The sequence below is a fragment of the Paucihalobacter ruber genome, assembly GCF_006494535.1.
Taxonomy (GTDB): Bacteria; Bacteroidota; Bacteroidia; order Flavobacteriales; family Flavobacteriaceae; genus Paucihalobacter; species Paucihalobacter ruber.
This window is the reverse complement of sequence record NZ_VHIQ01000001.1, coordinates 759,969-772,152: the sequence shown is the minus strand read 5'-3', so window position 1 is coordinate 772,152 and position 12,184 is coordinate 759,969. Positions and strand designations below refer to the sequence as shown.

Genomic DNA, 12,184 nt, shown 5'->3' with positions numbered 1-12,184 from the left:
AGGACTTAATTTAATCGTTTAAAACCACCATGGCAAACCGGACCGTCCAAAATGGTGTTGGCATCTATTTCTTGAGATTCGCATTTGGCAATAGTTGCATAAATATCATTTAAGGCATCAAAATATGAATTTAAGTGTGCGTCATTGTGCTCTGTACAAGCATAAAAGTGTGTGCTTGCCAAGAAGCCCTTTTTTAGCATTTCTTGGGTGATAAATGTTTTGTATATGGCTGCATTTGGACTATTAAAGCCATAGGTTGTCATTGCAGGAATACCGGCAATTGCAATTTCCAATTGGTGCGAGCTAGCCAATTTAGCCCAACCCTCTTGCATTTTTCTGCCTGTTTCTGTTATAAGTTCCCATGATTTTATGCGCTCCATAACCTTTAGAGTGGCCAAGGCAGCTGTTGGCCCTATACGTTCGGTCCAAAAGGTGCTACTTATAAAGCTTGTTTGCGCTGCTTCCATTACCGATTGTTTCCCTACTACCGCTGTTAATGCGTATCCATTACCAATGGTTTTGCCAAACATCACCATATCTGGTTCAACGTTAAATTTTTTGAAAATACCTCCAAACGTTTCTCTAAAACCGGAAGAACATTCGTCAAAAACTAATACAATATTTTTACGGGTTGCCAAATCTCTCACTTTTTGAAGAAAATTATCTTCCGGGCCAAAATTTCGTAATACTTCCATTTTAATCACACCAATATTTTGGTTTTCTACAATTTCTACCAACTCCTCGTAATTGTTGTAATGAAAAGGAAACACAGTGTTTTTTAAATTTTTTGGTACACCTTTAGGACTTAATCCCGGTATTAAATGCGCCGACAAATCGTCACCACCATTATGGTTAGCAGACAAGTACCAATCGTGCCAGCCATGGTAACCACAAATAGCTACATTGTCTCTACCTGAAGCAGCGCGGGCTATTCTTATGGCAATAGAGTTAGCTTCACCGCCACTACGTGCAAAACGCACCATGTTAGCCCACGGGTTTATTTCAATTAATTTTTCGGCGAGATATACTTCTTCCGGACAATTGAGCGTGCTCATGTTACCATTTTTAATGGTTTCCATAACGGCGGCATCTACCTCTGCATGACCGTATCCAAGACTGTTGGTACCAATGCCCATAATAGACATGTCTAGCAATTCTTTACCGTCCAAATCCCAAACTTTACAGCCTTTTGATTTAGAAAAATAAGATGGCCAATGATCTGGTAAAAACATTTCTGGCCGTTTTGAAAGTAACATGGTTCCGCCTGGAATTAATGTTTTTGCTTTAATATATAATTCTTGTCCTTTTCCCATTATTGGTCATTTTTTAATGATTTTAGAAAACCTTCGTTTCTTATAATTTGTTTGTTCATTTTGGTAAGATCATTTTTAATCATATAATTGGTGTAATCTAACCAAGTCTTATCTGTACCGAGTTTTTGTATTAAATGTGTAATTAAATCAAAATCTGCTTGCTCATCTACCGTCATTCGAATATTTGAATAATCTTTTTCACACGGATAATTCACAATTTTAAAAGTGTCTGTACCTTTTCCGTTGGCGTTATTTCTAATATAGGGTGTTACGTGCTCGCGTTCTGAATTCAGTTTTGCATTTTTCCAAGCGGTTTCTAATGCTGAAAATTTAAAAACCTCCACATCTTGTCCATCGGGATAATGTTCTATTAAGCCATTTGCAATATAATCATAGTTGTTAGCATGTGCATAGGAAATAATTTCGTCTACCAAACCAGGGTCTAGTAATGGACAATCTGAAGTCACCCTAACAATCCAGTCGGCATTTTCATGCTTTACAGCTTGATAAAATCTATCTAATACATCATTTTCAGAGCCTCTTGAAGCCGCAAATCCCCGTAAAATAGCATTATTGTATATAATTTCGTCGGCTGCTTCAACAGTAGTAGCGACAATTATTTTTGAAACTTTAGTGCATTTTTTTAAGCGCTCTAAGTGAATTTCGAGTAATGATTGACCGTTGACCTCTTTTAAAACCTTGCCAGGTAATCGCGTACTGCCAGATCTGGCTTGTGTTATTAATACCGTTTTTATGTCCATAACGAAGGATTTAAAAGGTCTACATTTTTAACTTTTATTGCATCTAAATCTGCCATTATCTCGGGTGAAATGGTATGATTTAATGCTGTTATATTTTCTTTTAATTGTGATTTAGAATCTACACCAATCAAAACATTATCTATATAATCTTGCTGCGCGCAATAATTTAAGGCGAGCTGCGACATAGCGCAGTTACTTTTAATTTTTATATCGCCAAGTTCCATTAATTCTTTATGCAGCTGTTTTAGTGTGTGATTTTCTGAATTTAAATCTTTAAAAAATAAGCCTTGTAAAAAAGCCGAACGTGTATGAATGGTTTTGCCTTTAGCTTTTGCCTTTTTTAGTATTTCACCACGTAGAGAGTTATTGTCTAAAAGATTAAATGGAATTTGTATAATTTCTATATCATCGTTTAAAATTACAGCTTCAATTTCTGCATTAGTATAAACCGAAACACCAATATGTTTTATTTTATTCTGTGCTTTTAATTCTAATAAAACGTCAAAATTGCTGATGTTTTTCTTGTAACTATCATAACTGTGAAATAACAAAGCGTATAATTGAGGCACCTGCAATTCGGCGAGATATATGGAAACCTTTTCTTTGATTTGTGCATCAAAATGATGTGGTAATTTGGTGATAATTTCAAAAGTTTTTTCGGGATGGTTTTTGTGAAACGCTCCTATAACTTGATGTGCATCACCATAAGCTTCAGCAGAATCTAAAATACTAATACCATTGTCAAAAGCGCATTCTAAAATTTCAAAACTATCCTCTAAGGATACTTTTCCACTTGAATTATTAATACCATAATTCAAGCCCATTTGAACGGTTCCGAGAATAAATTTATTTGTTGAAATTTTAGGCATGTATCGACATTCTTAATGAATTACTTATTTTGTTGTTATAGACCTTAGTTCCTTGAATGACCTCGTCTATTTTAAAACCTAATTTTTTATACAAGTTAACGGCGCTTACATTATCTTCAATTACACCAAGTGTTATTTTTGTGAGTTCAAGTTCATCAAAACAATAGTTTATAATTCTTATAGTGGCCTCACTTGCGTAACCTTTTCCCCAATTTGATTTATCTCCAATTAAAATGCCGTATTCTCCCGATTTTGTTTCAAAATTTATTGGGTCAATTTTTATATTTCCGATATGTTTATTTGAGTCTTTCAGATGAATAGCCCAAAAAAAAGTGGCTTTATTGTACTGTTGCTCAATATAAGATTTTAATAAATCTAAGGTATAATTCCCTCTGGTTTCTAGATATCTGTTGACTTCAGAATCATTAATCCAACTAACGTAATCTTCTGAAATGTGCTCAGACGATACTCTTTTATAAGTTAAACGTTCAGATTCAATATCAATATTTTTCACTGTAGAACGTATTTATTTCATTGATAACATAAGCTTGTTCATCATCAGTTAATGTTGGGTACATTGGTAAACTTATACAGTGTTTATAATAGTTTTCGGCATAGGGAAAATCACCTTCTTTCCAACCAAACTGTTTGTAATACGGCATTAAATGACAAGGGATATAATGAATTTGGGCATAAATGTTTTTATTTCGCAAATAGTTATATAATCCCAATCGGTCTTCAACTTCTATAACATAAAGGTGATAGGCATGACCTTCAACAACACTAGATTGTCCCTTTATGTAGGCTTTATCCTTTAATGCATCAAAGTACTTAGCGGCAATTTCCCTTCTGCGAGAAATACCTTTATTTGCTCGAGACAACTGACTTAACCCTAAGGCCGCTTGAAAATCGGTGAGGCGATAGTTAAAGCCTAAATTTTGCATTTCCATATACCATCCTGGATATTGTTCGTCTCCGCCTGCCAATTCAACCGTGTTGGTATATAAATCATTATTTTTTACTATTCCGTGGGTACGTAATTGCAATAACTTTTCATACAGATTTTTGTCGTTAGTAGAAATCATCCCGCCTTCCCCTGAAGCTATGTGTTTTACCGGATGAAATGAAAAAATAGCTAAGTCTGCAAAATTTCCATTGCCGCAATTTTGGGTATTGCCATGGGAGTCTTTAAATGAACCACCTGGTGAATGGCAAGAGTCTTCTATAATCCAGAGATCATACTCGTCGGCTAGTTCTCTGAAGGCTTCGAGATTATTCGCTCTACCGGCGAAATCAACAGGAATAATACCTTTATATGTTCCTTTGGGAGCGCTCTCTAACAGGGTGCGTACTTTATTAATATCTAACAAATAAGTTTCCGGGTCAATATCAGAAAATACCACTTCACCACCACAGTAGCGAATACAATTCGCCGAAGCAGCAAACGTAATAGGTGTAGTTATTACTTTATCGCCAGTTTCTACGCCCAATGCAAGTGTGCATAAATGCAGTGCTGCGGTACCATTAGATAAAGCAACCGCATATTTACTCCCAATATAATTAGCAAAAGCTTCTTCGAACTGTGCTATTTTTGGGCCTTGTGTTAAATAATCAGATTGAAGTGTTTCTATAACTGCCTGAATATCTTCTTCAGAAATATGTTGTCGGCCGTAAGGAATTGCCTTCATAATTAGATTTTAAAGTTAGGGTCTAGATGTTCTTTTATCAAAGACCTTAATGAATCAACTGTTTCCCATTCCGAATTGGTTCCGGAGTTGTAGGCAAATCCTTCAGGGACGAGTTTTGCATTGAAGACCGAAATAAATTCATTTACATTCCAGAAGGGTGTTTGTGGCAGAATAACAAAATACTTACCCAAATCGTAGGTGAAAAAAGCATCTGATGAGGTAATCATTTCTTCATGGATTTTTTCACCAGGTCTAATGCCTACAACTTTATGTTCACAACCTGGGCCGATGGCCTCAGCAACGTCTGTTATTTTGTATGAAGGGATTTTAGGGATGAAAATTTCACCACCCCAAGCAGATTTCATAGCGTGTAAAACCATATCAACACCACCTTGAAGCGAGATGTTAAATCTGGTCATAGATTTGACGGTTATTGGAAGTACACCTTCGGAACGTTTGTTTAAGAAAAATGGAATTACTGAACCATTTGAGCCCATGACGTTACCATAACGCACCACCGAAAATTTAATGTTGCGCTTACCTTTTATATTGTTAGCCGCAACAAATAATTTGTCTGAGGTTAATTTTGTCGCACCGTATAAATTGATAGGAGCACAAGCTTTATCTGTTGATAAAGCCACCACATTTTCAACGCCGGTTTGCAAGGCAGCTTGAATCACATTTTCTGCACCTCCAATATTTGTTTTAACGCATTCGTCAGGATTGTATTCTGCAATGTGTACGTGTTTCATTGCTGCCGCATGAATCACATAATCTATCCCCGAAAAGGCTCTAACCAATCTTTCTCTGTCTCTAACATCTCCGATAAAAAACCGAATTTGAGGATACTGCGAAACCGGATAGTCTTGAGCCATTTGATATTGCTTTTGCTCATCTCTTGAAAAAATAACGAGTCGTTTTACGTCAGGCCATTTTTGAAGAATAGTACTTGTTAACGCTTTTCCTAGAGAGCCAGTGCCACCTGTTATTAATATTGATTTGTTATTTAGCATTGTATGAAATAATAATTAGTGGTTTGAAATATGAAACCCCTTCATTTTAAAATAATTAGGATTTTTCCGAAAAAGGCATGATTAAAGTTATAAAAATATTCTAACATGCCTGAAATTTCTAGTTAAAATAGAAATTGTATGGTTCTAATTAAGTAGATAAATGGCTTTCTTTTTTCCTTGTGTGTGTCGAATTTATGAAACAAACCTAGTAGGGCAATAAATAGAAGTGCCATTACTAAAATCATTTGAAAACTATTTAAACTGAATGAAAGGAAAATAAGCGAAACAGAAATCACCAAATTAAGGAAACATAAGAAAAAACTTGCCTTAAAATGAGGGATTCCACAATTTATTAAAATATGATGTATATGACTCTTATCCGGGGAAAATGGGCTTTTCTTTTTTAGCATACGCACTCCCATAACTCTAATGGTGTCAAATAATGGAATAAAAAGTATGGCCGCAATTACAATTAATTTATTTTCTGGTTGAAATTGAGAATCAATCAGTGTTAGATGCTCCATCGATAAAAATTTTATCGACATAAAACCAATACAAAAGCCTATGATTAAAGAGCCGGTGTCACCCATAAAAATCTTCTTAGAAGAAGATAAATTAAACGGGAGGTAGGCTAGCAAAATTCCAATTAACGCTAAGCTTAATAGAAAATAAAAATATTCTCCACCAAAATAAAAAATTACACCAAATATGGCAAAGGTCATTATACCAACAGTGGTCGCCAAACCATCAATACCGTCAATTAAATTGTAGGAGTTAATGATGGCTAATATAATAACCGGAATAATTAAATAGTTTAAAATTGATGGCATATTGTAAATCCCTAAAAATCCATCTAAAGAAAAAGACTGAAAACAACTACAAAAAATGACAAATGAAATGGCTAACAGCTCTGCCATGATTTTTGCCTTAGGTGTTGATAAAACTAAATCGTCTTTTAATCCAATTGCAAACATTAAAGCAAGAGAAGCTACCAAATTAATGCCAATAGTATCGGTGTCCCATTCTCTTATAAAAGCTAATGAAAATAGGAGTACCAAAAAAAACGCAAAGCCAGCCATTGTTGGTGTTGTAACTTTATGAGAACTTCTGTTATCAGGGGCATCCGCTAAATTTCTACTCTCTACTACCCAAGTTATTTTGGGGGTTAAAATTCTAACGGCCAGAAATGATCCTACAAAAACAATTGCCGCGGTTAAAAATAAATTATCGAACATGCTCTTAAAAGTTTCAAGAATTTGAGCTAGAAATTAATTGTTTTAAATTAAAACAATCATGCCCAAATCAAACTCTAATATTGACACTAAATTACATTATAAAAAGCAAGTAGGCGAGATAGTTTGATTACAAAAAACATACAAAAACCTGAACAAACGCTATATTAGTTGAACGACATCAATAAATAGCTGAAATACATTAAACATACAGTCATTCTATAATTTTTATTTATGGTAAAACAAGCAAAACGTAAAATTGTAGTGGTAATGTTAAGTTTTTGTATGGTCTTTAGAGTGCATTAAAGGTTGTTGGTTGTGTTAAAAACCATTGTTGGAGTTTAAAATATTGAAAGTAGGTTTTATAATGAAATACCATGCTTTACTTTTACTATTTAAAAATCAACAAATTAATTGGTAAGTTAGCTTTTTTAAAAATAATTTTTTTAGGTTTTAGCAATACTTGCGGTTTTGTGTTAAATTTAATCGTTAGTCTTTAATTTTAGTATTTTAACTTATTTATTTTTAGTGATAATGGTAATTATTTACTTTTAATCAACATATTGTACAAAAAAAATGAAAAATGGCACTTATATAATATTAGGAATTATCTTACTCTTTATAGCCATGTATGCTTTTGCATCTGTGATGGTTTATTTTGATAAGCGCCAGGCTAAAAAGAAAAAAAGTAAAGACATTGAAAAACAAATCTTTAAGTCTTATAACCAATTAGACGAAAAGATATTGACTTCGCAACAACCTAAAGCACATAGTCGTAAAAACAACAAGATAAAAGATAAGGCGGGTTCAAAAAATTGAGCTTAGTTAAAATACCCTAGTTAATTTCTCTATATAAATAACAATTATTAGGTATTGTTGAATTGCTAAGAAATGAAATTATAATCTGGATTAAATTATCTTTCGATATCGAATGTCAGTAACATTTGGCATTATATTCAACCCCACAACCAACGCCCATTCATTTCTGTAATATTAAAAACTGAAATACTTTGCGGACACACCACTTCGCAGGCGCCGGTGAAGGTACAGGAACCAAAACCTTCAGCATCCATTTGCACAATCATGTTTTTTACACGCTGTGCTGCTTCGGGTGCGCCTTGTGGTAACATGGATAAATGATTTACTTTAGCCGAAGTAAACAACATGGCGCTGGCATTTTTACAGGTGGCTACACAGGCTCCACAACCTATGCAGGCAGCAGCATCAAAGGCCTTTTCGGCTAAATCGTGATTAATCAGCGTGCTGTTGGCTTCGTTTGCCTGACCGGTATTAACACCAATGTAACCACCACTTTCTATGATACGGTCAAAAGCCGAGCGGTCTATCATCAAATCTTTTTTAATTGGAAATGCTTTGGCTCTAAAGGGTTCAATGTGCAGTGTTTCGCCGTCCTTAAAACTGCGCAGGTGTGTTTGGCAGGTGGTGGTATGACTTTCGGGGCTGTGGATATGGCCATTAATTACAAAACCACATTGTCCGCAAATACCTTCGCGGCAGTCGCTTTCAAAAGCCACCGGATCGCCACCCGACTTGATAATTTGAATATTGAGATGATCCAGCATTTCAGGAACAGACATATCGGGTGCTAAGTCGTCTAAATGATGCGTTTCAAATGTTCCTTTGTCCTTGTTACCGGTTTGTCGCCAGATATGTAGGGTTAATTTCATATTTTTTCTATTTATAACTTCTGGTTTGCAATTCCACAAACTCAAAGTTTAAGTGTTCTTTGTGTAGTTGGTATTTATTGTTTCCTAAATATTCCCAGGCGCTTACATAGCAAAAGTCGTTGTCGTTGCGCAGAGCCTCGCCATCGGGGGTTTGGTATTCTTCTCTAAAATGAGCGCCGCAAGATTCTTGTCGCTGTAAGGCGTCTTCAACAATTAATAGGGCCATTTCTAAATAATCGGCAACGCGAAAGGCTTTTTCCAATTCAAAATTGATATCTTTTTCAGTTCCCGGAACCAGTAAATCTTTATAAAATGTTTGCTGAAGTTCTAAAAGCTCAGATTTCGCCGCTGCCATGTCTTTACCATTTCTGGATAAACCACATTTGGTATAAAGAATTCGCCCTAATTGTTTGTGAAATTCTTCGGCTGTTGTTGTGCCTTTAATGTTGAGCAAGGCATTTAGTTTTTTCTCGACCTCATCTTTTGATGCCTTGGCTGCCTGTTCAAAACTGTCCGAAGCATTTAAAGCTTCGGGAGTTTCTTCAGCTAAAAAATCCATCACCGTTCTGGGCGCAATAAAATAACCGTCTACACAAGCCTGAAGCAAACTATTAGCGCCCAATCGGTTTGCGCCGTGATCCGAAAAATTGGCTTCGCCTAACACAAACAAACCATGTAAATTGCTCATCAATCGGTAATCAACCCAAAGTCCGCCCATGCTAAAATGTGCTGCCGGCGCAATCATCATCGGTTCTTGGTAGGCATCCATGCCTGTTATTTTTTGATACATGGTGAACAAATTGCCGTATCGTTGCGCAATCACTTCTTTTCCAAGGCGTTCAACAGCATGTTTAAAATCTAAATAAACTGCATTTTTCATGGGACCAACGCCACAACCGGCGTCAATTCGTTCTTTGGCAGCACGAGATGAAATGTCTCTGGGAGCCAGATTTCCAAAAGCCGGATAACGTCGCTCCAGATAATAATCGCGCTCATTTTCTGGTATCTCGTTAGGGTTTCGGGTGTCTTTGGCTTTTTTAGGAACCCAAATACGACCGTCGTTTCGCAACGATTCACTCATTAAGGTGAGTTTACTTTGATGATCACCCAACTGTGGTAAGGACGTTGGGTGGAATTGTGTCCAACTTGGAGCAGCCATCAAGGCACCTTTGGCATGAGCACGCCAAATAGCCGTGGCATTGCAGTTCATGGCCAGCGTGCTTAAATAGTATATTTTTCCGTAGCCACCCGAAGCTATGACGAGGGCATCGCAGGCATGAGAGGTGATGTCTCCAGTGTCTAAATTACGTACCGTAATACCCTTGACTTTTCCGTCTATGGTAATCACATCCAACATTTCGTGCCGAGTATGTAAAGTAAGGTTGTCTTGTGCATTTTGTCGCATCAAAGCTTGATACGCGCCTAGCAACAATTGTTGTCCTGTCTGACCGCGCGCATAAAAAGTTCTGCTAACCTGTACGCCACCAAAAGAGCGATTACTTAAGTAGCCACTGTATTCTCTGGCAAACGGTACACCCTGGGCCACGGCCTGGTCTATCAATTCCATGCTACATTCGGCAAGGCGATACACATTGGCTTCGCGCGCTCTAAAATCGCCACCTTTAAGCGTGTCGTAAAACATACGCCAAACGCTATCGCCGTCGTTTTGATAATCTTTGGCGGCATTCACGCCACCTTGCGCAGCCACCGAATGGGCACGACGTGCCGAGTCGTGAAATGTAAAAACTTCTACATTAAAACCGAGTTCAGCAAAACTAGCTGCCGATGAAGCACCTGCCAAACCTGTACCCACTACAATAATCTTATAGCGCCTGCGGTTGGCGGGATTAATAAGCTTGGCCTTGTTTTTATAGTTGGTCCATTTGTCTTCTAACGGACCGGCCGGAATTCTGGAATTTAACATGCCCAAAAGTTATTAAAAAAATAACTTTTGGGCAATGAGTTTGATCAGATTTATTGAAGTGAGAATTTTATTAATCAGTAGCTTTAATTCTGATATGGTGTTTGAGGCAACTAAGCGCATGAGTTTTTTAAGTGAATCAAATTTTATAGGATATGTATTTAATAAATATTAACTTAGCTTATAGGAATTATTATAAAAATCCATTTTTTATGAATTTCACAGAATACTTTAAATTTACCCAAAGCAGAAGTGATAGAAAACATATAAAAATGGAATGGATTGAAAAGGCATTCTATTCACCAATTTTTGAACATATACAAATTGATGGTCGTATAAGAAGATGGGCCTACATTGAAGAAGTAAACAAATAATTGCGTATTATTCTTTAGAAGACGAAAAAACCATTCACAATGCTTTTTTCGATCGAAATTTCAAAATTGAAAGTTTATGAAAGTTACTTATTTTAAAGACACAGATACACTTCTGGTGACGTTTAGTAACAGTGAAGTTGTTGATACTAAGGACATCAACGAGAATACCATTATAGATTTGGACGCTAAGGGGAATTTGGTTGCCATCACCATTGAGCACGCTACCAAACAAACTGAAGTTTCTTCATTTTCATTTGACCAAATAACTAAGTTAACCGCTTAATGATTTCGCAATAAACAAAAAGGCAAATGTCCAACTTTATTAAATTTGGACACTTGCCAGTATCTATTGTAATCAATTTTTATTGAAAGTCTCTATTTCGCAACAAAAGCATCAATGATCTCATTAATGGCTTGGTTTGTAGGCTCAAAATCTTCCTTAAACAAGTGTCGGTGAAGCGGATTCCCATCTACTTCAGGGAGTAATACCAAATCGGTTTTTTTGTTGAAGACTTCATCCCATTTTAACCTAACCTTGGCCCATTTATCTTGCTGGTTCATCCAGTAATCTTGAGCGGCTTTGCACTTGGCGTCATCAACTTTGGTGTATGTGTTGAACCCTTTTTCTTTGGCCATCGTAAAATCTTCACCGTTGTCATTTCTAACTACTTTTAGGTTATCCTGGTCATGTACCCATCCAAACGGGGTAATTTCATGTCGGTTTGTTCTTACGGTGACGTTGTAATCGTTTCTTTTGGTATATTCTCTTCTGGGTAGCGGCGCATCGGTGGTGTTTTCCCAGTAACTTTTTCCATCTACATGAACCCAGGTGGCGCTGCCTTCGTAACGCGGACTATCATCTACCTGATATACTTTTTGTGTCCACTGACCTTTTACTTCTTTTGGATTCTTAGTAGCAAATCGCCATTTATTATCGGCATGAAACATGTAAAAATCGGTGTTTTCGAAAATCCAGTCTTGTCTCCAGTGCTTGATAACCGACTGTTTTGTTGGTGGTCCAACAATAAGTAAATGTTGTAATACCAATTTGTTATTTGAGTCTTCTACCAGTTCAACCCATTCCAATCCTTTATCGTGTTTTACGGCTGAAGGTACATAAGACGAATCGTTGGCATAATTAAAAGTTTCGGCAAAATCGAAGTTGACTTCATAACAACCACACATATTTTTAATGGCGGTAATGTCTTGTGATTTTTTAGACTGTGCATTTAATAACAATAAGTTACACATAAACACCACAGTGATGAGCATGAGCTTTTTCATAGTTTAAGATTAAAAGTTTAACAAATTTTTCAAGTGTTATT

The 12,184-nt window shown here is 36.3% G+C and carries 13 protein-coding genes; 3 read left to right on the top strand and 10 right to left on the bottom strand.

What is annotated here, in order from left to right:
* Nucleotides 1–5: 5 nt before the first annotated feature.
* From FJ651_RS15695 to FJ651_RS03315, 7 genes are all read right to left on the bottom strand, one after another.
* A complete protein-coding gene (locus tag FJ651_RS15695; protein WP_216746068.1) occupies nucleotides 6–1,313 on the bottom strand; it encodes an aminotransferase class III-fold pyridoxal phosphate-dependent enzyme in 1,308 nt (435 codons plus the stop codon).
* Nucleotides 1,313–2,074, bottom strand: a complete 762-nt coding sequence (locus tag FJ651_RS15690; RefSeq protein WP_216746067.1) for a cytidylyltransferase domain-containing protein — start codon at nucleotides 2,072–2,074, stop codon at nucleotides 1,313–1,315. Before FJ651_RS15690 ends, FJ651_RS15695 begins: the two co-directional genes overlap by 1 nt.
* Nucleotides 2,065–2,943: an aldo/keto reductase gene (locus FJ651_RS03335; RefSeq protein WP_140988976.1), complete on the bottom strand. Its 879-nt coding sequence runs from the start codon at nucleotides 2,941–2,943 to the stop codon at nucleotides 2,065–2,067. The genes FJ651_RS15690 and FJ651_RS03335 overlap by 10 nt, the downstream gene beginning before the upstream one ends.
* Nucleotides 2,936–3,457, bottom strand: a complete 522-nt coding sequence (locus FJ651_RS03330; protein WP_216746066.1) for a GNAT family N-acetyltransferase — start codon at nucleotides 3,455–3,457, stop codon at nucleotides 2,936–2,938. The genes FJ651_RS03335 and FJ651_RS03330 overlap by 8 nt, the downstream gene beginning before the upstream one ends.
* A complete protein-coding gene (gene pseC / locus FJ651_RS03325; protein WP_140988974.1) occupies nucleotides 3,444–4,631 on the bottom strand; it encodes a UDP-4-amino-4,6-dideoxy-N-acetyl-beta-L-altrosamine transaminase in 1,188 nt (395 codons plus the stop codon). The genes FJ651_RS03330 and pseC overlap by 14 nt, the downstream gene beginning before the upstream one ends.
* Before the next feature lie 2 nt (nucleotides 4,632–4,633).
* Nucleotides 4,634–5,644, bottom strand: coding sequence for a UDP-N-acetylglucosamine 4,6-dehydratase (inverting) (gene pseB / locus FJ651_RS03320; protein WP_140988973.1), 1,011 nt, complete (start codon nucleotides 5,642–5,644; stop codon nucleotides 4,634–4,636).
* 122 nt (nucleotides 5,645–5,766) lie between these two features.
* Nucleotides 5,767–6,879 (bottom strand): glycosyltransferase family 4 protein, encoded by a 1,113-nt coding sequence (locus FJ651_RS03315; protein ID WP_140988972.1) that lies wholly within the window; start codon nucleotides 6,877–6,879, stop codon nucleotides 5,767–5,769.
* A 573-nt stretch (nucleotides 6,880–7,452) separates the two neighbouring features.
* Between FJ651_RS03315 and FJ651_RS03310 the strand changes: the two genes are divergently transcribed.
* Nucleotides 7,453–7,695 carry a hypothetical protein gene (locus tag FJ651_RS03310; RefSeq protein WP_140988971.1) on the top strand — a complete coding sequence of 81 codons (243 nt, stop codon included), beginning with the start codon at nucleotides 7,453–7,455 and terminating at the stop codon, nucleotides 7,693–7,695.
* A gap of 137 nt (nucleotides 7,696–7,832) precedes the next feature.
* Here the strand turns inward: FJ651_RS03310 and FJ651_RS03305 are convergent, their stop codons facing one another.
* Both FJ651_RS03305 and FJ651_RS03300 read right to left on the bottom strand, forming a co-directional pair.
* Nucleotides 7,833–8,564, bottom strand: a complete 732-nt coding sequence (locus FJ651_RS03305) for a succinate dehydrogenase/fumarate reductase iron-sulfur subunit (RefSeq protein WP_140988970.1) — start codon at nucleotides 8,562–8,564, stop codon at nucleotides 7,833–7,835.
* Nucleotides 8,565–8,571: 7 nt separating this feature from the next.
* Nucleotides 8,572–10,488 carry a fumarate reductase/succinate dehydrogenase flavoprotein subunit gene (locus FJ651_RS03300; protein ID WP_140988969.1) on the bottom strand — a complete coding sequence of 639 codons (1,917 nt, stop codon included), beginning with the start codon at nucleotides 10,486–10,488 and terminating at the stop codon, nucleotides 8,572–8,574.
* Nucleotides 10,489–10,697: 209 nt separating this feature from the next.
* On the opposite strand from FJ651_RS03300, the gene FJ651_RS03295 reads away from it, so the two are divergent.
* Together FJ651_RS03295 and FJ651_RS03290 are read left to right on the top strand one after the other, a co-directional pair.
* Nucleotides 10,698–10,859, top strand: a complete 162-nt coding sequence (locus FJ651_RS03295; RefSeq protein WP_246085297.1) for a hypothetical protein — start codon at nucleotides 10,698–10,700, stop codon at nucleotides 10,857–10,859.
* A gap of 76 nt (nucleotides 10,860–10,935) precedes the next feature.
* Nucleotides 10,936–11,142: a DUF2283 domain-containing protein gene (locus tag FJ651_RS03290; RefSeq protein ID WP_140988968.1), complete on the top strand. Its 207-nt coding sequence runs from the start codon at nucleotides 10,936–10,938 to the stop codon at nucleotides 11,140–11,142.
* Between the two features lie 92 nt (nucleotides 11,143–11,234).
* Here FJ651_RS03290 and FJ651_RS03285 read toward each other — a convergent pair whose 3' ends face one another.
* Nucleotides 11,235–12,143, bottom strand: coding sequence for a DUF6607 family protein (locus tag FJ651_RS03285; RefSeq protein WP_140988967.1), 909 nt, complete (start codon nucleotides 12,141–12,143; stop codon nucleotides 11,235–11,237).
* Nucleotides 12,144–12,184: the final 41 nt, after the last annotated feature.

Coding starts and splice junctions, on each gene's coding strand:
- FJ651_RS03285 (WP_140988967.1), bottom strand. CDS start 12,143: ATGAAAAAGCTCATGCTCATCACTGTGGTGTTTATGTGTAACTTATTG.
- FJ651_RS15690 (WP_216746067.1), bottom strand. CDS start 2,074: ATGGACATAAAAACGGTATTAATAACACAAGCCAGATCTGGCAGTACG.
- FJ651_RS03290 (WP_140988968.1), top strand. CDS start 10,936: ATGAAAGTTACTTATTTTAAAGACACAGATACACTTCTGGTGACGTTT.
- FJ651_RS03335 (WP_140988976.1), bottom strand. CDS start 2,943: ATGCCTAAAATTTCAACAAATAAATTTATTCTCGGAACCGTTCAAATG.
- FJ651_RS03300 (WP_140988969.1), bottom strand. CDS start 10,488: ATGTTAAATTCCAGAATTCCGGCCGGTCCGTTAGAAGACAAATGGACC.
- pseB (WP_140988973.1), bottom strand. CDS start 5,644: ATGCTAAATAACAAATCAATATTAATAACAGGTGGCACTGGCTCTCTA.
- FJ651_RS03295 (WP_246085297.1), top strand. CDS start 10,698: ATGAATTTCACAGAATACTTTAAATTTACCCAAAGCAGAAGTGATAGA.
- pseC (WP_140988974.1), bottom strand. CDS start 4,631: ATGAAGGCAATTCCTTACGGCCGACAACATATTTCTGAAGAAGATATT.
- FJ651_RS03310 (WP_140988971.1), top strand. CDS start 7,453: ATGAAAAATGGCACTTATATAATATTAGGAATTATCTTACTCTTTATA.
- FJ651_RS03315 (WP_140988972.1), bottom strand. CDS start 6,879: ATGTTCGATAATTTATTTTTAACCGCGGCAATTGTTTTTGTAGGATCA.
- FJ651_RS03305 (WP_140988970.1), bottom strand. CDS start 8,564: ATGAAATTAACCCTACATATCTGGCGACAAACCGGTAACAAGGACAAA.
- FJ651_RS15695 (WP_216746068.1), bottom strand. CDS start 1,313: ATGGGAAAAGGACAAGAATTATATATTAAAGCAAAAACATTAATTCCA.